General features: G+C 69.3%; 16 protein-coding genes and 3 CRISPR repeat arrays. Of the genes, 2 read left to right on the plus strand and 14 right to left on the minus strand.

Going from position 1 to position 23,570, the window contains the following annotated elements:
* Positions 1-42: 42 nt before the first annotated feature.
* The 14 genes from JQS43_RS23500 to JQS43_RS23565 form a co-directional block, all read right to left on the minus strand.
* A complete protein-coding gene (locus JQS43_RS23500) occupies positions 43-756 on the minus strand; it encodes a DsbA family protein (RefSeq protein ID WP_239676534.1) in 714 nt (237 codons plus the stop codon).
* 110 nt (positions 757-866) lie between these two features.
* Positions 867-1,364 (minus strand): hypothetical protein, encoded by a 498-nt coding sequence (locus JQS43_RS23505; RefSeq protein ID WP_239676535.1) that lies wholly within the window; start codon positions 1,362-1,364, stop codon positions 867-869.
* 739 nt (positions 1,365-2,103) lie between these two features.
* A CRISPR array of direct repeats spans positions 2,104-2,926; the repeat unit is 28 nt; unit sequence GGATCACCCCCGCGTGCGCGGGGAAGAC.
* 92 nt (positions 2,927-3,018) lie between these two features.
* Positions 3,019-5,193: direct repeats of the CRISPR family, unit length 28 nt; unit sequence GGATCACCCCCGCGTGCGCGGGGAAGAC.
* Between the two features lie 18 nt (positions 5,194-5,211).
* Positions 5,212-5,613, minus strand: coding sequence for a type I-E CRISPR-associated endoribonuclease Cas2e (cas2e, locus tag JQS43_RS23510; protein ID WP_239676536.1), 402 nt, complete (start codon positions 5,611-5,613; stop codon positions 5,212-5,214).
* Positions 5,613-6,629 (minus strand): type I-E CRISPR-associated endonuclease Cas1e, encoded by a 1,017-nt coding sequence (gene cas1e, locus JQS43_RS23515; RefSeq protein ID WP_239676537.1) that lies wholly within the window; start codon positions 6,627-6,629, stop codon positions 5,613-5,615. The genes cas2e and cas1e overlap by 1 nt, the downstream gene beginning before the upstream one ends.
* On the minus strand, positions 6,590-7,234 hold the full coding sequence (gene cas6e, locus JQS43_RS23520) for a type I-E CRISPR-associated protein Cas6/Cse3/CasE (RefSeq protein WP_239676538.1): 645 nt from the start codon (positions 7,232-7,234) through the stop codon (positions 6,590-6,592). Before cas6e ends, cas1e begins: the two co-directional genes overlap by 40 nt.
* Before the next feature lie 23 nt (positions 7,235-7,257).
* On the minus strand, positions 7,258-7,962 hold the full coding sequence (cas5e, locus tag JQS43_RS23525) for a type I-E CRISPR-associated protein Cas5/CasD (RefSeq protein ID WP_239676539.1): 705 nt from the start codon (positions 7,960-7,962) through the stop codon (positions 7,258-7,260).
* Positions 7,959-9,095: a type I-E CRISPR-associated protein Cas7/Cse4/CasC gene (gene cas7e / locus JQS43_RS23530; RefSeq protein ID WP_239676540.1), complete on the minus strand. Its 1,137-nt coding sequence runs from the start codon at positions 9,093-9,095 to the stop codon at positions 7,959-7,961. The genes cas5e and cas7e overlap by 4 nt, the downstream gene beginning before the upstream one ends.
* A complete protein-coding gene (gene casB, locus JQS43_RS23535; RefSeq protein ID WP_239676541.1) occupies positions 9,092-9,739 on the minus strand; it encodes a type I-E CRISPR-associated protein Cse2/CasB in 648 nt (215 codons plus the stop codon). Before casB ends, cas7e begins: the two co-directional genes overlap by 4 nt.
* Entirely contained in the window at positions 9,736-11,355 is a 1,620-nt protein-coding gene (casA, locus tag JQS43_RS23540; protein ID WP_239676542.1) for a type I-E CRISPR-associated protein Cse1/CasA, read from the minus strand. Before casA ends, casB begins: the two co-directional genes overlap by 4 nt.
* Positions 11,352-14,246: a CRISPR-associated helicase Cas3' gene (cas3, locus tag JQS43_RS23545; protein ID WP_239676543.1), complete on the minus strand. Its 2,895-nt coding sequence runs from the start codon at positions 14,244-14,246 to the stop codon at positions 11,352-11,354. Before cas3 ends, casA begins: the two co-directional genes overlap by 4 nt.
* A 370-nt stretch (positions 14,247-14,616) precedes the next feature.
* A CRISPR array of direct repeats spans positions 14,617-17,087; the repeat unit is 28 nt; unit sequence GTCTTCCCCGCGCACGCGGGGGTGATCC.
* 847 nt (positions 17,088-17,934) lie between these two features.
* The gene (locus tag JQS43_RS23550) at positions 17,935-18,264 is read right to left on the minus strand and encodes a hypothetical protein (protein WP_239676544.1); all 330 of its coding nucleotides are present in this window, start codon (positions 18,262-18,264) and stop codon (positions 17,935-17,937) included.
* A 152-nt stretch (positions 18,265-18,416) separates the two neighbouring features.
* Positions 18,417-19,184 (minus strand): ABC transporter ATP-binding protein, encoded by a 768-nt coding sequence (locus JQS43_RS23555; RefSeq protein WP_239676545.1) that lies wholly within the window; start codon positions 19,182-19,184, stop codon positions 18,417-18,419.
* A 13-nt stretch (positions 19,185-19,197) separates the two neighbouring features.
* Positions 19,198-20,253, minus strand: a complete 1,056-nt coding sequence (locus tag JQS43_RS23560; protein ID WP_239676546.1) for a FecCD family ABC transporter permease — start codon at positions 20,251-20,253, stop codon at positions 19,198-19,200.
* 26 nt (positions 20,254-20,279) lie between these two features.
* The gene (locus JQS43_RS23565) at positions 20,280-21,302 is read right to left on the minus strand and encodes an ABC transporter substrate-binding protein (protein ID WP_239676547.1); all 1,023 of its coding nucleotides are present in this window, start codon (positions 21,300-21,302) and stop codon (positions 20,280-20,282) included.
* A 160-nt stretch (positions 21,303-21,462) separates the two neighbouring features.
* Here JQS43_RS23565 and JQS43_RS23570 point away from each other — a divergent pair, with 160 nt between their 5' ends.
* Together JQS43_RS23570 and JQS43_RS23575 are read left to right on the plus strand one after the other, a co-directional pair.
* Positions 21,463-22,740, plus strand: a complete 1,278-nt coding sequence (locus JQS43_RS23570) for an MFS transporter (protein ID WP_239676548.1) — start codon at positions 21,463-21,465, stop codon at positions 22,738-22,740.
* Between the two features lie 4 nt (positions 22,741-22,744).
* Positions 22,745-23,512 (plus strand): TauD/TfdA family dioxygenase, encoded by a 768-nt coding sequence (locus tag JQS43_RS23575; protein ID WP_239676549.1) that lies wholly within the window; start codon positions 22,745-22,747, stop codon positions 23,510-23,512.
* Positions 23,513-23,570 lie beyond the last annotated feature (58 nt).

The raw sequence follows: 23,570 nt of genomic DNA on the forward strand, positions 1-23,570 counted from the left end.
CTGCTCTAGACCGCCGCCGGATCGCTGCCCTGACCGCCGCCGTCAGTTGCCCAGCTGCCGCAGCGCCGCCGCGTCGACCGCCTCGACCAGTGCCGGCACACTGAGCGACTCGAGCCGGGCCCCGTCGACCAGGACGGTGGGGGTCCCGTGCACTCCCTGATCGGCAGCGGCCTCGGTCGCGAAGCCCACCCAATCGCGGTAGTCACCGTCGCGTACACATTGGTCGAACGTGGCATCCATCGCCCCGGCCTGGGCACCCACCCCGCTGATGTCGGCGTCGGTAAGCCCGACGCTACCCGGCTGCGGCGCGACGGCGAGCAGCTCATCGACGAACTCGTCGAGGATTCCGCTGTCGGCGGCGCAACCGGCGGCGGCCGCGGCACGGGTCGAATATCGGGTCGAGGTCCGGTCGTCCAGAATCGCGATCGGACGGTAGACCAGCGTGACCACGTCATCGGCGAGATACTCGTCGAGCACCGGCCGCGACGCCTGGTCGAACTGCTGGCACGCGGGGCAGAGGAAGTCGAGGTAGACCTCCACGACCACCGGGCCGTCGCCGACCGGCAACCCGGCCTCATCCTCGGTTGCTGCCGCGGGCACCGCCACGTCACCGGGGCGACCCGCCTGCCAGATCCCGATCCCTACCAGGCCGGCGGCGAGCAGGCCAGCGACCGCCACAATGGAAACCCATCGGGCAGACTGCGGTGTCTGCGCCGCCCGTTGCGCCCGCCGCTGCCGTGCCGTCCGTTTCGTCACCGGGTCAGCCTGCCGGCGGTGTCGAACTCCCGGCCATGGCCGTTGGTCCCCGACGGTCGGGCCTAAGGACCTCCGACACCACCCCGCGCCGCGGGGCCCGCGGCGGGCGATCAGTCGATCGGCGTAACGCTGGCCGGGTCGGTGCTGTCGAGAGACGACACCGCCACGACGCCGACAAAGGAGCCGTCGTACTCCAGGACCACCCGCGTGACCGGTCCAGCAGCATCCTCCGCCCGGACAAGGTCAAGAATCGCGCTGTGCTCAGCTGGCGGCAGCACCACCCCCTGGTCCCCACCCTCGGCGGTAACATCCCCCAGCGGGCCGCTGAGCACCAGGCAGTGCTCGCCCCCGGCATACTCGATGTAGTGGGTGTCGCCGTCGCAGAGCCCCACCGTCCGGCCGTAGAGCCCGGGCCGCAGCTCCCCCGTCGCCTCGTAACTGATCGAGTCATCGACGGTGTAAACCTGCACGGTGTGCGCACCGGCCGGCACGGCGTCGCCCCCGAGCAGGCCGAATCCGGCGACCGCCGCCACCGCGGCCACCGCCGCACCAGCCGCGACCGTCTTCACCTTGTGCTGCGCCACCTTGGCTACCAGCTGACCACTCACGGACCGCTCCTCTACGAGAGTTTGCTCCAACTGCCTTAGAGCCTAGGAATCCGAAGTGGCCAGAGCATGAGTACGCGTGCTCAACGGCTCGCACGTAAGAGTCTCCCCCTTCCCGCTGAGACGAAAGAGGGCCACGATGGCCGTTACTTGGTCGCTAGAGCAGCACGAATCGGGCATAGCTGAACATAAGTTTGGGCTGCGAAATTCAAGATCGCTAGAGCTCTGCAGCTTTCACATGCCCTCTTTCATCCACCTACGGGCGGTCCCGCCAGGGGCCACGTATTTCTTGGTGGGCTGAGTGGCGCCTGATATGCCGCGACCAACCCTTTTTGCCGCCATAGTGGATCACCACTCAACCCACCAAGCGGGCCATCGGCCTGACTGACGCTGCAGATCACCGGCTCTTGGAGCGAAGGCCCCTCACCTCCGACCTCACAGGTCGACAGCTCCCGGACCCATCCCGATGCGCGAGGAGGACTCTTCCACAACACCGCGCACCAGCCCTATCGGAAGATCAAGTGCCCTGCAGCTGTACGACACGCGGTGTGTCGTACAGCTGCAGGGCACTTGATCTCTCGGTAAGGGCTGGCGACCGCGAAGCGGCCGAACTCGGGCCCCGGCAACCCCGCGTGCAAGGGAAAGACGACAAGCGGCTCGGGGCGGAGCTGGTCGAGATCGGATCTCACCCCCCTCATGCGGGGAGGACGTGGCCCGGGAGTGCCGGGGTCATCCAGCACCGGGATCACCCCCGCGTGCGCGGGGAAGACATCAGCCACAGCTGCCCGCCGTTGGCGTGGACGGGATCACCCCCGCGTGCGCGGGGAAGACACCGCGGCGTCGATCGGGCGTCGGCTCTTGCCCGGATCACCCCCGCGTGCGCGGGGAAGACCTCGCCACCGCCGTCCACCTCACCAACCGTTCGGGATCACCCCCGCGTGCGTGGGGAAGACCCGGGGAGTTCTCCGGATTCTCGATCATGGGAGGGATCACCCCCGCGTGCGCGGGGAAGACGCTTCGCGGCCCGCTTCCTCAAGCATCAGACGGGGATCACCCCCGCGTGCGCGGGGAAGACTTCAACCAGCCGTCCGGCGGTGGCGGGCCGTCCGGATCACCCCCGCGTGCGCGGGGAAGACCAGGTCGCAGCGTTTGCCGTCCAGCTCGGCGGCGGATCACCCCCGCGTGCGCGGGGAAGACGTCGCAGATGCCGAACGCGGGGCGGCCGGCTGCAGGATCACCCCCGCGTGCGCGGGGAAGACGGCGACCGTGCGCCACATTAAGGTCGCCGACCCGGATCACCCCCGCGTGCGCGGGGAAGACCAGCGGGAGGTCGCCGGTCAGGCGTTGGCGTGGGGATCACCCCCGCGTGCGCGGGGAAGACCGAATGACGCGGTGGTTTCGCCGTTGGCGCGAAGGATCACCCCCGCGTGCGCGGGGAAGACGCCGGCCCGGCCAGCGACCCCGTGGCGGAGGCGGGATCACCCCCGCGTGCGCGGGGAAGACGTAGTGTCGGTGCCCGATCGGGTAGCCGGTGGTGGATCACCCCCGCGTGCGCGGGGAAGACATCGGCACAACCGCCCTAAAGATGGGCGGCGACGGATCACCCCCGCGTGTCGGGGAAGACGGCGTGTGCTGCGGCGTCCAAATCTCTTCGTTCGGATCACCCCCGCGTGCGCGGGGAAGACCCGCCGTCGCTGGCTACACCCGCCACCAGGTGGTTGGATCACCCCCGCGTGCGCGGGGAAGACGGTGGCCGCCGCCGGGCATCGGGTGGTGTTCTGGGATCACCCCCGCGTGCGCGGGGAAGACGGCTCGTCGTCATCCATCGGGGAGCGGTACACCGGATCACCCCCGCGTGCGCGGGGAAGACGCCACCAGCCGGTCGGCCCAGGATGAGACAGCGCAGTGGTTTGGATCACCCCCGCGTGCGCGGGGAAGACGCGACGACAAGGCGTTGCTGGGCGGGCTGCTGGGGATCACCCCCGCGTGCGCGGGGAAGACGGAGCGCGCGGGCCGTAGACCCCCGGGCGGCGCGGATCACCCCCGCGTGCGCGGGGAAGACCTGACATGTCTTCCCCTTCCCCACGCAAAGCCGGGATCACCCCCGCGTGCGCGGGGAAGACGGAGTCGCCACGCCTCCGCGGAGTCGCCCTGACCGGATCACCCCCGCGTGCGCGGGGAAGACGGTCTGATTGGCCGCGGCGGCGTCCGCGATCTCGGATCACCCCCGCGTGCGCGGGGAAGACCAAGCATCCGCCCGCGACCAGGAGGTTGGCGAGGGATCACCCCCGCGTGCGCGGGGAAGACTTCGCTGCACCCTCCGCAGCTGTGGGGTAGCGAGGATCACCCCCGCGTGCGCGGGGAAGACTAGCTGTTCGGCTTCGGCGAGCGCCCGGTCGCGGGATCACCCCCGCGTGCGCGGGGAAGACGACCTCGCCGACCGCCGCGACCACACCGGCCAGGGATCACCCCCGCGTGCGCGGGGAAGACGCTCGCGCCATTCCATCGGGTGCTGCCAGTCCAGGATCACCCCCGCGTGCGCGGGGAAGACGGCCTGATGGTGCAGCATCCGCTCGGCAGCCAGGGATCACCCCCGCGTGCGCGGGGAAGACTCCTCGTCTGCCGGTGGGTTGTGGAACGCGTCGGGATCACCCCCGCGTGCGCGGGGAAGACGTCGATCCGACCCTCAAGCCACCGGGCGACCAGGGATCACCCCCGCGTGCGCGGGGAAGACCCCGCGACCGGCAGTTCAACATGCCGGTGCATCGGATCACCCCCGCGTGCGCGGGGAAGACTCGAGCACCACGCCCGGCGGTCGCCCCGCAACCGGATCACCCCCGCGTGCGCGGGGAAGACGGTGGTGTCGTTGTTGACTCGTAGCGTCATCCAGGATCACCCCCGCGTGCGCGGGGAAGACATCCAGCACTGGCAGTTCGACCAGCCGGTGACGGGATCACCCCCGCGTGCGCGGGGAAGACGGCCTGATGGTGCAGCATCCGCTCGGCAGCCAGGGATCACCCCCGCGTGCGCGGGGAAGACGGACCCGGACCCTGAGGCTGATCCGCTGCGCGGGGATCACCCCCGCGTGCGCGGGGAAGACCCTCGTACACGCTGTGCGGATCACACCGTTCCAGGATCACCCCCGCGTGCGCGGGGAAGACCGTCCCCGCCGCTGACTTGGCCGCCGGAAACATGGATCACCCCCGCGTGCGCGGGGAAGACTGGCCACGGCTGGTCGGTGGTCAGCACCGTGGAGGATCACCCCCGCGTGCGCGGGGAAGACGCGCCGCCGGACCGGCGGCGCGGTTTCGGTCGCGGATCACCCCCGCGTGCGCGGGGAAGACGAGGTGGCGGTGCTCTTGGGCGTGTCCGAGCCGGGATCACCCCCGCGTGCGCGGGGAAGACGGCGTTCACTGTTTTCATGGCGGCGGCGTGGGCAGGATCACCCCCGCGTGCGCGGGGAAGACGTTAAACGCTGCTTGCTGAATGCCGGACAGGGCGGATCACCCCCGCGTGCGCGGGGAAGACACACTCTCAGCGAGCGCGTACGCGCTGTACCTGGGATCACCCCCGCGTGCGCGGGGAAGACGAACCTTGCACCCCGGGCGAGTTGTGCCCCGGGGGATCACCCCCGCGTGCGCGGGGAAGACAACCCCTCGTTCCCCACTGAAATCCAGTTAGGAGGATCACCCCCGCGTGCGCGGGGAAGACTGTGTCCGCGGGGGGTTGGGGGGGGTGGGTACGGATCACCCCCGCGTGCGCGGGGAAGACGCGCGGCCTACGCCGCTGGGCACACATGCTCGGGGATCACCCCCGCGTGCGCGGGGAAGACACTTGTTGACCTGCGAGTTCACCCGTGATCTTGGGGTTTTTCATTCACTTGTGATGGCGGGTTGGTGGGGCTCCGGCGCCCCTGGCCGAAGCGCTTGCGGCGACCAGCCTTGCTCCAACCCGTACGGCCGAGTGACGGCGACTGCTTCTCCGACGGCCGCATCATCAGCCGTACGCCGTCATAGTCAACGGGGCGCCAATGGTGGTTGTGCACCTCGAAGCTGAGTCTCTGTTCACCGCGTTGGCTGTAGACCATGATGGCGCGACCGTCCCCGGATAGCTGCACCACCCTGGCCCAGAGCAGGGTGCGGACCCGGGCCGAGATGTGTCCCACGAAAACACCTGCCGAGATCTCCAGGAGCCAACGGGTCAGGTGACCGCGTAGCCCTTCAGGACATGCCGTCAACACCAGGACGACCATCAGAAGTCGACGTCATCCGAGTAGTTGACGCCACCGGCGAGCGGGTCGTCCTTTTCGTCCCAGATCTTCACCAGGTCCTCATCCCAGTAGCTGTCCGTCGGCGCAGGATCGGCCTGCTCGTCGTCAGGCGCCGCTTTCGGTTCCGGAAGTAGCAGTCGACGGATGTCGCCGACGCAGCGATCGAGGAACGCTCTGTCGTGCATGGCGTCGCGCATCGTCCGGCGGGTTTCGGCAGCGACGTCGGCGGGGTTGCGGGCAGCCACGTCGAACGCGGTGGGGATGGTGGTTTCCGCCTTGTAAAGGTCGGCGACGTCGTAGACGAAGGAACGTTCGTGACCGGTGTGGATGAATCCGAGCCCGGGGGAACACCCGAGCGCGACGATGACGGCGTGGACGACTCCGTAGAGGGAGGTGTTGGCTGCCGAGAGCGCCTGGTTGACTAGATCGCCGGCGGTGAAGTCCTCCGGGTCGTAGTCTCGTTTCTGCCACTGGACACCTGTGCGCTCCGCGTGTTCCCGATAGAGGCGCCGCACCCGGGCACCTTCGCGGCCGCGGAGCTGCTGCATCGTCAGTCCGCTGGTGTCCTCTCCCGGGAAACGCATTGCGTACATCTCGCGGGCGACCGCGAGCCGGGCGTTGCGGTTGGTCACTTTGCTGGCCTGGGCCTCCAACAGCCTTGTGGATCGGGCCAGCGACCGTCCATGGGCGTAGTAGCGGACACCTTGTTCGCCCACCCAGACGGCGGTGGCGCCGCTTTCAGCGAGCAGGCTGACCGCCTGGTGGGTGACTCTGGTGCCGGGGCCGAGCAGCAGGACATTGAGTGAGGCAGCGGGGATGTGGACGGTGCCGCGGTCGTCCTGCGCGGTGATCGCGTTGCTGTCCCGGTGGACGAGGCAGCGTTCAAGGTAGATGAACGTCAGCCGGTCGTCTGCTCGGACCAACTCCGGCAGCTTCGGCGGTGGGGTGCCGGGGATGGTCACGGCCGACCGGCCGGCGCGAGCGTCATCAGTCCGCACCCGTACGCCTTGGCGTGGCCGATCCCGTTGCTGAGCGCGGCCCGCAGCCGATCCGCGTCAACGACCTCCAACCGGCCGTCGTAGGTGGCGACCCGCAGCGTGACGGTGTTGCCGTTGCGGGGGAAAGTGAGGGTCTCGCGGCGGTGAATGGTGAGTTCCGGATCGCCGGCCTCGGTGTGGAGGATCCGAAAGCCGCACCGTTCGGCCCGGTCGAGCAGCCATTGTTGCTGGTGGGCCACGGTTGAGTGACCGTACCGCCGAGTCCGTTCGTCACTGCCCGACCCGATGCGGTTGCGCACTGGGTTTGCCGTGATCCGGAACGCCCACTCCTGCTTCTCCGTCAGCGACTGCAGAAAACCCGCGTACGGTCGGGTTTGCCAGGTTTCCGTGGTGGGCCACCCGGCTTGTTCGACAAGGTGGGTGAGGTCGGGTTCGACCGGGCTGGTGAGGTAGAGCAGGGTCCTGCTGGGCGGGGTGTGGTCGATCCGCCACAGGACCCGGCCGGCGGCGCCCGACGGTGGTTCGGCGAACCCGGCGAGGACCGCTGCGTGCATCGCCTGCGGCGAGGAGAGCAGCTTCCGGGCGCCGCGGCGGGCAGTATTCACTACGAATCGGGTGAGATACAAGGTCAGCCTCCGACGACCGCGAGCGGATCGTGTTCGGGAATCTGTGGTGCGTGGGGATTGGCGACGCTGACCCGGCCGCGCGCCACCGTACGCCAGCCGTATTCGCGGCGCGCCGGGTCGAAGCTGAGCGGCTCATCGCGGACCGTCTCGACCGCTCCGCCCTGGCCTTGCGGGCCCGCGTCCCGGACGGTGTCCAGCCAGACGGTGGCGGCGCCAATTTGTCGCTGCTGACCGGCGCTGGCTTGCCATTCGGTGGTGGCCAGTGCGTGGTTCAGGTCGCCGGGATGGACACCGAGGCTGATCGGCCCCGCTGGTGGGCACGACCGCCGACCCAGGTACAGCGGAAAATGTGGGCTACGGACCGCTTCGTCCAGGCCGGTGAGCAACGCGTCGGCACCTTCGACGACCGCCAGGAACACCGCGTCGGTGAGGTAGTAACGGTAGGACAGCGGGAAGGACCGGGCCCCGTCGAGGCTGCGGGCGGTCTGGAAGTCTCGTAGTAGCCGACCTGGCTGGTCGGCGCGCACCCCGAACCTCAGCCCGCACAGGTCTGTGACGTCGTCGGTGCGGCGGCGGCCTTGCGCGGCCGCGAGCAAGCCGATGATGCCGCTCTTGGTGGGGGCGGTCTCGGTGGCGCGGCGCACAAACCGGCTGTGTGCCCCCCACGCCTGCAGCGGCCCGGCGAGCCGTAGGCGTAGCGTGCTCATGCCGCCGCGGCCATCCGACCGGCGACTGCACCGCCGACCGCGGAGATGAGCTCGTCGAAGGTGACCTCGTCGCCGAGGCTGGCCAGCGACTTTGTGCGGTCGCCTACCCGCACGACCCAGGAGTGGGCGGGCTGCTCGCCGTAGACGCGCTCCACCTCCTGGGCGTATTCGGTGAGTCGGGCGGCGGCTTCGGTGATCCGGCCAGCGCGGTCGTGGACCACAACCGGAGTCTCGTAGGCGCCGACAAAGCTGATCGGTTGACGGTCCCGCAGCCGCACTACCACCGCGTCGGGCAGGGTCCGGTTGGCGAAGGTGTTTTGTTTGCCGGTCGGCATGCTGGTGACGAAGGCTCGTAGGAACGCCTCCACCGCCCGCTGAGTGGCATGCGGGTCACCAAGGTTGTCGACAAGACGATTGACATCCACTGTGGCGTACCGGTACAGCGTGGCGGAGTTGAACTCAACTGTGCCGATCATGCCGGCGCCGGTCTCGTCTTCCTCCGCCTTCCGATCATCAACAGCGGTGTAGTAGTCGTACTCGTTCTCCACCGGGTGCACGCTGATGGCGTGGGCCACCTGCGCGGCCGCGTCGACGTTGAGGTCCGCCACGTCCGCGACCATCCGACCGAAGAGTGACACGTCCACCGAGTGGTCTCGGTCGGCGAGCGCCTTTACGTTCTGGTTCTTCAGCGCGTCGGTGAGCTTGCCGCCCTCCGCCGCCGCGGCGATCGCCGCCACGGCGAGGTTGTGGATCTGCCGAGCACTGAGGAAGAGCAGGTAGCCGGATTCGTGTTCGTTTACGCTGGTTGCCTTCTTCGGCGCGGTCAACTTGATACCGACAACCTTGAGTGTCTCCGCCGCCAGCTCACCTGCCTGCTCAGCCAGCTCCGGCGCAAGCTCGGCGATCTTGCGGCTGAGCACCTCGACCACCTGCTTGGTACGCACACCCAGCTCCGATGTGTCCAGCGTGGTCTGGAAGGCCACCCGGGTGGCACGTTTCCACGCCTGGCTGGACACCCGTGACCGGCGAACCCCACCGTAGATGGCGTTCTTGGGGCTGCCGGTGTCGTCCCGGTTGAGGTTGCTCGGCGGGACGGTCTGCAGGATGTGGATGTCGACGATGGTTCGGCTCATGCTTCCTTCTCCAGGTCCGGGTCGGTCGGGTCGGTCGGCGCGGAATCGCTTCGGTCACGGCGGTAGAAGTCCCGTCCCCACTGCAGGCGTACCCGGGCGGCACCGCCCGGCACCTGCAGGAAGTAGAGCTCGTCGGCGAATCGCCCGTAGTCGATCCCGATGCCCGCTCCCCGCAGCTGGGTAATCAGACCGCGGGCGTGGTGCACAGTTTCACCGAAACTCTCGGCGGTGCCGAGGGCCTCGAAGCGGCGCTGAACGGCGTCGGAGTTCCCTTTTCGCGCCAGCGTGGCGACGGCGTTGCCCAGGCCGATGCCGGGCTGGTGCATTCCGGCGCTCCGTGACTGTTGATGCACCGCATAGAGGGTGATCGCAGTGTAGGCAGCCCGCTCCTCATAGGTTGCACCTTCGTCGGGCTCAAACTCCTGCTCAGGCAAGCCAAGTAAAGTGTACTGCCCCAGCTCGACGAGCTCGCCGACTTCCTTCCCCACTCCTCGCCGCAGCCGTGCGAGCGCGGCGACGCTGTATTGCTCCTTGGCCAGGAAGCCACGTTGCAGCGCCGACACTCGATGACCCACGAATCGTCCCAAGGGCTGCAGCTTGCGGGGCCGCGGCTGCTGATCGGCGGAGGCCGTCGCGGTAGTCATGCCATAACCTCTTCTTGTTTCGGGTACGCCCACGGCAGGCTGTCTCGCAACCGCTTCCGGAAACGCAGGTCCGCCTCGGGGGTGCTGACGTGCCAGTCATTAACGGTGCGGCCCCGCCACGCCGCCGGTCCTGCTTGCGTGACCAGCTCGCTTCCCAGGCGGATGACGATCTGATGGGTGGTGCGCTGCCATTCGGCTCTGGCCACGGGTATGTCGGTGTCCGGCGCCAGCCCGGCCAGCCAGGACCGGAACGGCCGGTCCAGCTCCGCGTACCCGGTCTCGCGCGCCCGTTCCTGCGGGCCTTCCGACGCGCCACCGGCCGCCAGGGCGAGGTTGCCGGCAAGGTGACCCAACGCCTGTACGGCCACTTCGGCGTCGGTGACCGCGTCCACCGCGGCCGAGCCTAGCTCCCGGTTGGCCTCGGCGAGCAGCCCGATCGACAGGGCCACCGCGTCATCAATGACGTCGTCGGTGGTGGCCTGCTGGGTCCCGTAGGTCATCCCGATCGCCCGGGTGCGCAGCCGGTAGTGGCCTTCGACCGCACCCGCGCCGCGGGCCTCCGCCAGCCACTCCAGGACCGCGGGTGGCAGCAGCTGCGGTGGCTCGTCGCGACTGCTTGCCAGGTTCGGCAGCAGCGCCCCTAGTTGTCGCCAGAGCGCCCGGTCGACCTCGTGCTCCCGGGGCATGTAGACCGGCACCGTCCCCAGCTTGCGCTCCTGCGGCTTGCTGCGCCGCCACGCGGACATGGGTTCGCGGCGGTGCATATTCTGCGGTGCGATCCGATCCCCGTTAGCGATCATGGCACCGGTCACCGACGCGCCGTCGCACCAGAGCCGCAGCCTTCGGCTCTGCCAGGTGTAGAGGTCCAGCGGCCCGTACGGCCGGGCGCCACCGATCTCCTCGGCGGCGGTGTGCGGCGGCCGTTCCCACACCGGTACGTCAAGGTCGCTGAGGTCGAGTTTCTGGGAGCTTCGGGGCACCAACTGGAGCAGCAGGGTCTCCCGCAGATCCCGTCCCTCGACCAGGACCCCACCGAGAGCGCCGGCCCACCCGGTCCCGATCGGATAGCCCTTGCCGCCCTTCACCCTCGCATCCCCTACCGCACCGGACTTGATCCCCGACGGGTCGAAGGCTTGGCAGTGGACCAGCCATCGCGCAGCCTCCGGGTAACTGATCCGCTCGACCCCCGACTTCAGCCGGGTCGTGAAGTACGGCGAGCCGGCCGGCACGTCGGCGATCAGTCGCTCCAACGTAAAGGTCTGCTCTTTCGCTGTGTGCAGGTCGGCCACCTGATAGAAGGGTGTCTCCGCGGAGAGCAGATCAAATCGCCCCCGGAAGTGATCCAGGTAGCCGTTGACGTCCGCCATCGGCAGTGCCGGATCCTGCCACAGCCGCCGCCACCCCGCGAGGTCTTGCGGGCCGTCCACTGCCTGATGCAGGATTGCCAGCAGCAGCCGCACCAATGCAAAACTCTGCGTCGGCAGGTCACCGAGCAGCGCGCGGAACTCGCTCGCCCGAGCGAACACCTCCCGGATCGACACCTCCTCGACCCGGCCATCCAGCCGATGCACCAGCAGCCATGGCTGCTCGGTCAGGTCGTACGCCGCCCCGGTCACTGCGTTCGTCCCAAAGCCAAGCCATCCAATCGGTCATAGTGGAGTTGGTAGCCTGCGAGTTCGGCGTGGCCCTGCTCGTCGATGTCGAGGATGAGTTGGCCAGTGAGCCACGGCGAATGCTGCCAAGCTTCGTAATCGTTTCGCCGCTCCAGCTCCTCGATCGCCTCCTCGGTGGAGAGCTCGATGGGCAAGCTGAGTGTGCAGCTGGCGATGGTTCGGCCCAGGAAACCATCCGGCGTCCGCTCAGTAGACACCTCCTTGCCTCCACCGGAGAGCAACCACGGTGGTGTGATCAGCGTCCCGTCCAAACGGCGTACAAGGACGTGCACTTCGACGCTTTCGGCGGGAGTGTCGCGGACCTGGGCCCGACCTCGCCGGTCGTCGTCGGCGTCACCGACATTGGCGTCCAACCAGCCGACGATCGGCTCGCCGTCGTCGCCGACGCCACCGAGCCGGAAGGTACGCGCCCGCCGTTCTTTCTCCGCGTACAGCTCCTGATGGCGATGCTGGGCCTCCGCCATGCTGGCCCCCCAGTCTGGTGGGCCGATCGGGCTATCGCCGTACGCGGTCTGCACCAGCGGTGCGATATCGGCTGGGAGGTTGATCTGCCCGCCCTGCTCAAGCGTCTCGTGCAGCACCGCCAGCGAACGCAGCAACGGATGCGCCTGATAAACCCGCACCGAACCAGCCACCGGCTGGGGCGGCTGGGTGGACCAGTCAGCCACGCCGCGCAGGACGCAACGAGCTTGCTGCAAGGCCTGGGGCCGGTCTTGTTGGTCTTTGCCACGCGGGTGCCGGTGCAGTCGCCCCATCCGTTGCAGCAGAAGGTCAGCCGGTGCCAGGTCCGTAACCAGCAGATCGAAGTCGATGTCGAGCGACTGCTCGGCGACCTGGCTCGCGACAACCACATGAGAGCTGGGGCGGACGGTGCCCGCCACCGCGCAATGGTCTGGAGGACCGAAATGGTCACGCAACCACTGGTCCTTCGCCGCCCGATCCGGCGCCAGGAATCTGGAGTGCGCGACCGAGACGTCGATCCCGGCCGGCGCCAACGCCTCCCGCAGTGTCTCGGCCGTCTCGTGCACCCGGCGTACCGTGTTGCAGATCACCAGGGCACAGCCACCGGCGTGCAGGTCCCGTCCGAGCAGCTGCGCCAACGCCGGCAGGTCGTCCTCGATGCGCTCCAACACGACCGCTGTCTCGCGTCCGGAGGGTTCCGCTGTCTCCACCAACGGGACCCCGGCCGGGCCGGACGCCACCAACACCGGGTATCCGATCTCTTGCTCCAGCGGGTGAACCGGTGCGGGTGACGCCGCTGGAGCGGAATCGCGCCACGAACGGCGTCGCGGAGCCAGCTCAGCGCCCGGATTCCGACCCCGCTCATACGCCTCCACCAGCTCCCGCCGCCGCTTCGCGGGCAGCGTCGCAGATAGAATGATGGTCGGCACTCCGTAGGCGGCCAACCACTCTAGGGCACGGTCGAGATACTGCCCCATGTAGACGTCGTAGGCGTGAGCCTCGTCGATGATGACGACCTTGCCGGCGAGTCCGAGGTGGCGCAGCGCCACATGACGCGACTTAAGCGCGGCGAAGAGCAACTGGTCGATCGTGCCCACCACGAAAGACGAGAGCATCGCCTTCTTACGTCCCGTGAGCCACTGGTGGGCAGCCAACTCGCGCTCCCGATGGCCGCCGCCAGCGGCGTCCTGTGCCACCCCGACCACCCGGCCCCTCATCAACGAACGGTAGTCGTCGTTGAAACGAGCCTTCCCATGGGCCAACGTCACCGGCAACGCGCCCCGACCGGGGTCGGCGTCCGGAAGCTGACCCAGCCAGGTCAGGACCCGGTGGAACATGGCGTCGCTGGTCGCCCTCGTTGGCAGCGCGACGAAACATCCGCCGGCACCGGAACGCTCCGCCAACACTTCGGCCGCCGCCAATGCCGCCTCAGTCTTGCCCTCCCCCATCGGGGCTTCGACAATCAACACTCCCGCCGTCGGCATACGCCGGGCCAGCTCGACTGCGCGCACCTGCACCGGCCGGGCCACCACACCGACGGCCAGACCAAATCTGCTGGAGAGGAGCTCATCCATCGACTCATCCGCCGCGACCGCCCGCCACGGCGTCGGCAGATCCAGCTCGGCCCAGGCCGTGTCCGCTCGCTCCGCCAGACCGAAGGTGGCCTCGTCATAGGAGAAGAGCTCCTCGTTGCTGGCAACCCAGTCCGCAACGATTATCAACCCGGTCACAATGACCTGCGCGGCCTGCGACAGTCGCACGAACCGCCACTCGGGCAACCGATCGTTTACCTCGAATGTGGCGGCTGCCCAATCCATGAGTTCGCGCTGCACGCTACGCCACTGTGCCGGGGAGACCTGCGCGGTGCCGAGCAACGCCGGCCGATCCTGCGCGTCGCCCAGACCAGCCGCGCTCGGTGGCACCCCGTGATGCCCGCCGACGATCACACTGAACTGGCGAGCCTGCGACAGGTCCCAGCCGTGCGACTCCCGCAGCCACTCCTCAAGCAACAGCTGGCCGGCGGTGGCGTGCATTGCCAGCTTTCGTTCCTGATAAGCAATCGCATCGGGCATGGACAACCCTTCCCGACGCATCCGCTCGGCCAGGAAAGGCACCTGAACCGCGAACGCAGGGGTCGCTTTGCCGATGTCGTGAACTCCCGCCAGCCACCGCACCAGTCGGCGTCCATCGTCAACTCCGCCCGGCAACGCTTTGCTGATCGTTTCCCGAGTAGCGGCCGGGAGCCACTCATCCCAGAGCCTCGCCGCGACGGCCGCGCTGTCGGACAGATGCTGCCACAACGGCAACCAGCCCAACCCCTGGCGAGGCGACTTCGCCCAGACGCTCGCCGCAGCGTCACTCAGTGACCGCACACCCACCCCATTGGAAGCTCAGCTTGACGATGACTCTCAGTAGTACCGCACCCGGGTGGCGGTCGCATCTCGACAAGACCCAGGAGACCGGATCATCCACCCCACGTATGGCGATCCGATGGTCGCGTCACGCGTGCAACCGAGCAGCCGATCCACCAATCGGACAGGCAGCGATCAGCTGGACGGATACTGCCAAAAAGGCAGCTCGCCCTCGGTTATCGAAGTTGCCCCGACCGGCCCACGCCCCAGCTGCCTCGTTTCAGGCGTGATACCTCGGTGCAAGCCTGAGATAGGGTTCGTCCACCACGAACACCGGTGCAAAGTGAATGAAAAACTCCATGATCACGTGTAAACCTGCAGGTCAAGAAGTGTCTTCCCCGCGCACGCGGGGGTGATCCGAAACTGGCCTGCCTACCGAAGGGGTGGATCTCGTCTTCCCCGCGCACGCGGGGGTGATCCGCTGACAGCAACGCAGCTCGCCGCGGTGCGCAAGTCTTCCCCGCGCACGCGGGGGTGATCCGGCACGCTCACGCGCCCGCTTCCATGTCCGCACGTCTTCCCCGCGCACGCGGGGGTGATCCCGGGACCGTAGTAGTTGGGCTGGGATTCGATCTGTCTTCCCCGCGCACGCGGGGGTGATCCCAGCCGGAGGATGGGCTCGAAGACCATCAGACCGTCTTCCCCGCGCACGCGGGGGTGATCCCCCTCCTGGGGTAGCGACTAACGAAGTGGAATGGTCTTCCCCGCGCACGCGGGGGTGATCCCCTGCTCATCGGGCGATCCCGTCCACCAGTTGCGTCTTCCCCGCGCACGCGGGGGTGATCCGGCTCGATCCGGTGCGAGGTAGGGCGACCAGCAGTCTTCCCCGCGCACGCGGGGGTGATCCGGGGCGCCCCGTCCACAACCCCATTCCCAAGCCGTCTTCCCCGCGCACGCGGGGGTGATCCTCTTCATCCCGCTACGGGCATCAGTGTCACCAGGTCTTCCCCGCGCACGCGGGGGTGATCCCGCGCACCGTGCCGATGCCAGAGATCGACGCCGGTCTTCCCCGCGCACGCGGGGGTGATCCCCGCTCGGCAGCGACCTGATTGCATGCCATGCTGTCTTCCCCGCGCACGCGGGGGTGATCCGAGTTGCTGGCGAAAGCGTTCAAGGATAGGACCGTCTTCCCCGCGCACGCGGGGGTGATCCCACCACCCTCGACGGGCAGATCCGCGCCTACCGGTCTTCCCCGCGCACGCGGGGGTGATCCTCCGACGGGTTCGACTGGCCCTGCCCCGTGGCCGTCTTCCCCGCGCACGCGGGGGTGATCCGCCGATCGAGCTCGCAAGCGAGGCCTTGACGCTGTCTTCCCCGCGCACGCGGGGGTGATCCCCGGTCCAGTTCGAGCGCCTGGAGCGCGGTGATGTCTTCCCCGCGCACGCGGGGGTGATCCTCAACCCTTCCGGCCGAGATCGACAGACAGCTAGTCTTCCCCGCGCACGCGGGGGTGATCCCACGTCGGCCTTGCGGGCCTGGTGCGCTTCGTAGTCTTCCCCGCGCACGCGGGGGTGATCCGCAACCGCCGGCTGGCGAATGGTCGACATGGAGGTCTTCCCCGCGCACGCGGGGGTGATCCCCCGCCCACACCCCGACGGCCGCACCCACCACCGTCTTCCCCGCGCACGCGGGGGTGATCCGATCTCCAGAGCGGCAGCATGGGGCCACTCGGGGTCTTCCCCGCGCACGCGGGGGTGATCCGCAGTCGGGTGAACAACGGCCGCCGCCCGTTGTGTCTTCCCCGCGCACGCGGGGGTGATCCCCAGACCGGCACCCCGGCGTTGTTCTACAAGGGGTCTTCCCCGCGCACGCGGGGGTGATCCGGAAGTTATCGCCGGGTAGCCGTCTGTCGATCTGTCTTCCCCGCGCACGCGGGGGTGATCCTGGGGGCCGCTGCCGGAGACCTGGTGCTCTACCGTCTTCCCCGCGCACGCGGGGGTGATCCCTCGTACCCGCCCAGCGCCCACTTGAGCAGCGCGTCTTCCCCGCGCACGCGGGGGTGATCCCTCCCGCACCTCACCGTGTACCGCCTCATGGGCGTCTTCCCCGCGCACGCGGGGGTGATCCCTGATGGCGGGCTATGTCGGGCCGATCCTGGCTGTCTTCCCCGCGCACGCGGGGGTGATCCGGGAGATGGAAGCGATGACGACCAGGCCGTCAAGTCTTCCCCGCGCACGCGGGGGTGATCCCCAGTTCAGGCTGTCGGACGCATCGTCCAGCCCCGTCTTCCCCGCGCACGCGGGGGTGATCCCCCAACAGCGTTTCCCACAAGCCCCGCCACAGGGTCTTCCCCGCGCACGCGGGGGTGATCCGCTGCATACCGCCGCCTCAACACTGCGGCACCTGGTCTTCCCCGCGCACGCGGGGGTGATCCTCTGCGGATCACTAAGACGGAGCGGAACGCGGTGTCTTCCCCGCGCACGCGGGGGTGATCCCTGGCCCGAGTCTGCGCCCTCACCCCGCACGCCGTCTTCCCCGCGCACGCGGGGGTGATCCGGTTTCCCGGTCCGCCAGCGTAACCGGAGTGTCGTCTTCCCCGCGCACGCGGGAGTGGTCCATTCAGGGAGGTAACGGGGATGGCTAAGGCAGAGTCTTCCCAGCGCACGCGGGGGTGATCCGTCGATCTGGCCGCCCCACCGCTCCGCGTCGCAGTCTTCCCCGCGCACGCGGGGGTGATCCGCACGCCGGCAGGTGTGGCTTGCCCGGCAACTCGTCTTCCCCGCGCACGCGGGGGTGATCCGGAGACAGGAGCAGACCATGAGTGACCTCGCCAGCCTTTCCCGTGCACGCGGGGGTGATCCGCCGCATCACCGGGCCGATGTGGAGAATGTGGAGTCTTCCCCGCGCACGCCGGGGGTGATCCGCGGAGTAGACGAAGCTGGCCCACTACGTCGCCATCGTCCCCGCGCGCGCGGGGGTGATCCCTGTGTCCAGCAGGTTCGCGCCCCTCCCCCTGGGTCTTCCCCGCGCACGCGGGAGTGATCCGGTCATGGGGCGCACGCTGGGGCGATCCCGCCCTGCTCGCCCTGCTTCCCCCCGCGCACGCGATTCAGACGCCGAGGATGCCAAATCCTCCCAAAGCCCTCAAACTAGACAGAGAGCGCCTTCGTGACCAGAGTAGACACGCGGGCATGGAGGGGACGATGGTAAGGTTACGCTCTCGTTCAAAATCCGTACTGCGTTAGAGATCACGGAGAAGATGACTAGGACGCTGAATATCCGGTTTGCGATGAACATGCCCGAAGCTGGAACACTTACCCCGATAATCCTGATACTGATCATTATCTTAATTCGCCTATAGCCGAACGTACGCCCTGGCTGAGAGGTGTCCCTGCTCCGCCAGGGCGTACGAGACCCCCACATCAGTGGGGAGCACACTTAGCAAATCCGAACTGCCGGATCACCCCCGACAAACCCCGGGGATTGCTACCACAGCATGTCACGAGCTGACAAACGCGTACGTGACGGCGTGACCGCTCCGACTCTGGGCACCAGGTGGACGACAATGGGCAAGCCGGTAAGAAGGTCGAGCTCTCGCTGCACCGTTTGTGCTCGCAGCTCTCGTAGGGCACGAAGCGGCACCTCGGCCGGCCCGCTCATGCTCACGCTCCAAGATCGTCAGACGGCCCGGGGAGCTGAGATGAGCGGGCTAGGCCGGCTTTTTGCGGCACACCAGGAGGGCCGCGATGATGGCCGCGATCAGCAGCGCTACGAATGCGTCCCGGGGATGATGGTGGTCACGCCCGTCCCGGTGGTGCCGGTGGTCCCGGTGGTCCCGTTCGTGCCGATCGTCCCGCCGGTCCCGGCGGTCGAGGTCCGGCACCGGACGGTGATCCCCATCCGCGACGACCAGGCCCGCCCCGGCGGCCGGCGCCGACCCGACCGGCTCACCGACGATGGCCGTCGGCGGTGGCGCCGTTGTCGACCGCGGGGCGGCGTGGCCCGGGGCGGGCACCGCCAGCACCGTCGGTATCAACATTGACAGAAGCCACCACCGCCATGCAGGCATCGTTCTCCTCCCCGGCAGCGCCGAAACTGACCATGAGGGGCATCAATGACTCTACCGGCGCACGCCGCTCAACAGCAGCAAATCGGAGAAATGCTCCCGATGTCGGCGTACGGGGTGGGGATTCAGTCAACGGCCGGTTGCGGCCGGAAGACCAGCTGGACGCAGTCGTCGTCGAGGACGGTGCGGACCGAGATCCGGTAGACCGGCTCGAGGACCGCCGGGGTCAACACCTCGGCGACCGGGCCGGCCGCGACAACGCTGCCCCGGTCGAGCAGCACCAGCTGGTCGCAGTAGCGGGCCGCCAGGTTCAGGTCGTGCAGCACCACCACGGTCGTGATCCTAAGCTCGCGTACCAGCTGCAGGACCTCATGCTGGTAGCGGACGTCGAGATGGTTGGTGGGTTCGTCGAGCAGCAGGTGGCCCGCCTGTTGGGCGATCGCCCGGGCGATCAGGGTCCGTTGCTTCTCGCCGCCGGAGAGCGTGTGGAACGCCCGGTCGGCAAGCTCGCGCAGGCCGACCCGGTGCAGCGCGGCCGCCGCGATCCGGTGGTCCTCGGTGCGGTAGGCCTGCAACGCCGACCGGTGGGGAGCCCGGCCCAGCAGCACCATGTCGGCGACGGTGACCGGCAACTCGGATGGTGCCTCCTGAGCGACGACCGCGATCTGCTGCGGCAACTGCCGACCGGTCAGCGAGCCGACCGGCCGATCGTCGACGAGCACCGTGCCGCCGCTGGGCACCAACGCCGCGTACAGGATGCGCAGCAGGGTGGTCTTGCCGCTGCCGTTGGGCCCGATCAGCCCCACCACCCCACCCGCGTGGGCGGTCAGGCCCACACCGGCCAGCACCGGGGTGCCATCGTAGGCGAAGGTGACATCCGAGGCGTTGATCATCGTGCCCGCTCCTTCACGCCGCCGCCTGCAACCGCCGCACCAGCAACAGCAGGAATGGCGCCCCGACCAGCGCGGTGACGATGCCCAGCGGCAGTTCCCGGGGTACGAACGCGGTCCGGGCGAGCACGTCGGCCCAGATCAGGAAGGTGGCTCCGAGTAGCGCCGCGACCGGCAACAGTCGCCGGTGGACGCTGCCGACCAGCAGCCGGGCCACATGGGGGACGACCAGGCCGACGAAGCCGATGCCGCCGGAGACCGCCACCGCGGCGCCGACGCAGAGCGTCACCACCAGCAGCACCTGGATCCGCAGCCGGACCGGTGGGCTGCCGAACGCGTGTGCGGTGTCGTCGCCGAGCGTCAACGCGTCCAACCGGCGTCCCCACAGGACAAATACCAGAAAGGCGACCACAGTGACCAGTCCGGCCACCCAGACCGCCAGCCAGTTGGCCCGGGTCAGCGAACCCAGCAGCCAGAACAGGATCGCCCGGGCGCCCTCCGGGGTGTCCGAGGCGAAGATGAGGAAGCTGGTGAGCGCGTTCAGGACGTAGCCGACGGCGACGCCGGCCAGCAACAGCCGGATCGAGGTGAGCCCGCCGCCGCGGCCGGCCAGCGCGAACACCAGCGCGGTGGCGGCGAGCGCCCCTAGAAAAGCGCTGCCGGTCAACGAGATCGCCCCCAGCGCCGCGCCCACTCCGAACAGGATGGTGAGCGAGGCGCCGGTGGCGGCGCCGGCGCTGACCCCCAGCAGGTACGGTTCGGCGAGAACGTTGCGGACCACCGCTTGCAGCGCCACCCCGCAGATCGCCAACGCGGCGCCCACGACCGCGGCGAGCAGCACCCGGGGCACCCGGACCAGCCAGACGATGCTCTGTTCGGAGCCGTCCCAGCTGATGTCGGGCGAGCCGAACAGCTGGTGGGCGATGATCCGGGCCACCGTGTCCGGTGGGATCGCCACCGGCCCGAGACCGATCGCCACCGGGACGCTGACCACCAGCAGGGCGGTGAGGCCGCCGACCCAGGCCAAGGTACGCCAGATCCGGGCGCCCCGGTCCAGGTCGTCGGCGCTCACCCGCCCGGGTTCGGTGAGGGTACGAGTCAGGTCAGGCTCCGCAGCTGCTCGGCGAGCTGCTCCAGCCCGTCCACTGCGATGATGCTGTTGCCGGTGTAGAAGAAGTCGATCGCCAGCACCCGGTCGTCGGCGACGGCGGGGATGTCTTCGAGTTCGCCCCGGTCGGCCAGCGCCGCCTCGGCGGTCTCGGCAGAGTTGTCGCTCGCCTGGTAGAGGGCGATGATGACCTCGGGCTGAGCGTCGATCAAGGCTTCCACGCTGGGTTCGAAGTAGCGCTGCGCGGTGTCACCGAAGACGTTCTGGAAGCCCAGGATCCCCAGCTGCTCGTGCACCATGCTGAGCCCGCCGTAGGCGCCGAGGGCGCTGTCGGCGCCGCTGACGAAGAGCGCGGCGCCGGGGCGGGCACTGTCACCTTCGACCTGTGCGGCGACCGCGTCGACCCGGGCCTGGAGCTCTTCGATCGCCGTCTGCGCCTGCTCCTCGGTGCCGAGCAGCTGCCCGTAGGTGGTGATGTCGTCGTACACCGCGGCCAGGGCGGAGTAGTCGGCGGCGTCCTGGCCGGCGCCGGCATCGTCACACCGGCCGGAGATGATCAAGCTGGGGATGCCGGCGTCGGCCAACTCCTCGGGGGAGGTGGCGTTCAGACCGAAGGTGACCACCAGGTCCGGCTGCTCGCCGATGATGCTCTCCCGGCTGATCTCGCCGGAGCCGGGGACGTCGATGGTCGGGAGGTCGGCGAGGTCGTCGGCGGCGGCGCCGAGCGGTTCGCCGTCGACCGGGCCGAAGGTGCTGATCCGGTCTACCCCGCCGGCGGCCCACAGCATGGCGGCGGCTTCACCGCCGAGGGCGAGGATCCGTTCCGGTGGCTGCTCGATGACGACGTCCCGGCCGCAGTTCGTCACGGTCATCGGGTACTCGCCGGCACCGCCGGGATCGGGGTCGGGCTCGGTGCCGCAGGCGGCACCGGCGGCCAGGACGACGGTGGCCAGCAGGGCTGCGCTGACCCGGTGGGCGTGCCGGCGTACGAGCGCCCGGGAGGGGTGGGGCATCGGGGTGGGCCGTCCTCTCACAATATGAATATCATTTTTAGCAGTATCGGCGGGGCGGTGGTCGAGCCGCTCCCGCCGCCGGCACCCCGCCCACGCCACCTTATTGCAATTCATTAGCATCTACTAGGTTGGCGCAACAGTTGCCCGGAGGTACCACCAGGTGAGCACACCCTCGACTGCCGAGGCGGTTCCGCCCCGGCAGCGGCCGATCCTGCTGACCCCCGCCGTCCTCCGGCTCTGGACCGGCACCACCGCCTCCGGACTCGCCACCTGGGCGCTGCCCTTCCTACTCGGGCTCGCGGTCGTCGACGGCACGCTCAGCGCCACCGGCCTCGGCATCGTACTCGCCACCCGTACCGTGGGGTTCCTGGTCGCGGTGCCGATCAGCGGCGTGCTCGCCGACCGTTACTCCCGCCGCGGCACGGTGCTGTGGGCGGGGATCGCCGCCGGCGCCGCCACCCCGGTGATGTTCCTCGGCCTCGGCCGTTCGGTCGCGCTGATGGCGGTGGCCGCGGTCGTCGTCGGCGCCGGCCAGGGCGCCTGCCGACCGGCGTTCCAGGCGCTCACCGCCGAGATCGTGGCGCCGGAGCGCCGCCAGGCGGTCAACGCCGCGATGTCGCTGGCGGTCCGGCTCACCACCTTCATCGCGCCGGGGCTAGCGGTGCTACTCGGCCTGCTGATGGGGGTCGAGGCGATGCTGCTCGGCACGGCGCTGCTGTGGCTCTGCGCCGGCCTGCTGCCACCCCCCGGGCTCTCACCCACCCCCACCGGGCCCCGGCCACCGACATCGCTGCTCACCGAATTCGCCGACGGGGTGCGCGAGGCCCGCCGGCACCCCTGGTTCCTCGCCGGCCTGGCCGCCCTCACCGCCGTCATCACCACCGGCTACTCGGCCACCTCGGTCGCGTTGCCGATCGTCAGCCGGGACGAGTACGGCACCGAGGTGGTGCTCGCCGCCGCGCTCGCCGGCTATACCGCCGGCGGCCTGCTCGGCGCGGTACTCATCGCCCGCTGGCGACCCAGCGCCCAGGGTTGGGCCGCGTTGGCAGCCCTGGCCGGCTACGGCTTCGCACCGCTGGCGCTGCTGCTGCCGGTCCACCCGGTGCTGGTGGTCGCGGCGTATGTCCTGGCGGGGCTGGGCATCGAGCTGTTCAACGTGCCGTGGTTCACCGCCACCCAGCGGGAGGTCGAGCCCACCAAACTGGCCCGAGTCTCCTCACTGGACTTCCTGCTCTCCTACGGCCTCGCCCCGATCGGCCTGGCGCTGATCGCCCCCGCGATCGCCACCTTCGGCGCGACCGCGGTACTGCTGGTCTGCGCGGCCATCTGTTTCCTGGCGCCGGCGTTTGCGGCGCTCGCTCCCGGCGCCCGCCGGTTCTCGGCGCCGCCCCCACCGAACACTCCGACCGCGAGCATCCACGTAGCGACAAGGCGATGATCCGATGACCACCTCGACCATCAGCGACCTCACCGTCACCCCCGCCCGGTACGCGTACCCCGAGGCGGCGCAGGCACGGCGGGCGCTGCGGCGCGACGGCGCGGTGGTGGTGACCGGGCTGCCGGTGACCGCCGACGCGCTCGCGGTCGCCGCGGCCTACCTCTACGGCAGCGACCTGCGGCAGCTCTTCCCCTACCGGGAACGGACCTCCCGCGACGGCGGCCCGGTGCACCTGCACGCCGACAGCTTCGATGTGGTGGTGCAGGCCGGTGGGGTGCCGGTGCGGCGGCGCGACCCCGATGAGGACGCGGTGCTGATCCAATGCGTACGGCCGTCGGCCACCGGCGGTGAGTCGTTCATCGCCGACGCGTACCGGTTCGTCGACCAACTGTCGGCCACCGACCCGGCGCTGGTGGACTTCCTCACCGGGACCGATGTGGACCTCTACGGCGAGTGGGCCACCATGCGGGGCGTGCCGGCGACCCCGCGGGTGGGCCGGCACGTCGAGTACACCCGCGCTGGGCGGCGCATCGTCCGCCGCAACGACGGCGCGGCGCCGTTGCCGCGCGACCCGGCGGAGGATTACATCGTCGCCGCGCTGGACCGGTTCCGCGCCACGGTGCGGTCGGTGGAGCCGGAGCTGCGGCGGTTCACCCTCGAACCCGGCGACATCCTGGTGCTGGACAACTACCGCTGCTGGCACGGCCGCGACCCGCACCCCGGCGAGCGGACGGTCCGGATCCTGACCATGCGCACCGCCGACGCCGCCTGAGCTGCCCGCCGGACCCGCCGCGTACGGGTGAGCGCTCAGCTGACCGTACCCCGACCCG

Source organism: Natronosporangium hydrolyticum, from assembly GCF_016925615.1.
GTDB lineage: Bacteria > Actinomycetota > Actinomycetes > Mycobacteriales > Micromonosporaceae > Natronosporangium > Natronosporangium hydrolyticum.

Excerpts from the sequence above, each read along its gene's own strand:
- cas2e (WP_239676536.1), bottom strand. The coding sequence starts at position 5,613 with ATGGTCGTCCTGGTGTTGACGGCATGTCCTGAAGGGCTACGCGGTCAC.
- cas5e (WP_239676539.1), bottom strand. The coding sequence starts at position 7,962 with ATGAGCACGCTACGCCTACGGCTCGCCGGGCCGCTGCAGGCGTGGGGG.
- cas7e (WP_239676540.1), bottom strand. The coding sequence starts at position 9,095 with ATGAGCCGAACCATCGTCGACATCCACATCCTGCAGACCGTCCCGCCG.
- casB (WP_239676541.1), bottom strand. The coding sequence starts at position 9,739 with ATGACTACCGCGACGGCCTCCGCCGATCAGCAGCCGCGGCCCCGCAAG.
- JQS43_RS23550 (WP_239676544.1), bottom strand. The coding sequence starts at position 18,264 with ATGTTGATACCGACGGTGCTGGCGGTGCCCGCCCCGGGCCACGCCGCC.
- JQS43_RS23555 (WP_239676545.1), bottom strand. The coding sequence starts at position 19,184 with ATGATCAACGCCTCGGATGTCACCTTCGCCTACGATGGCACCCCGGTG.
- JQS43_RS23565 (WP_239676547.1), bottom strand. The coding sequence starts at position 21,302 with ATGCCCCACCCCTCCCGGGCGCTCGTACGCCGGCACGCCCACCGGGTC.
- JQS43_RS23575 (WP_239676549.1), top strand. The coding sequence starts at position 22,745 with ATGACCACCTCGACCATCAGCGACCTCACCGTCACCCCCGCCCGGTAC.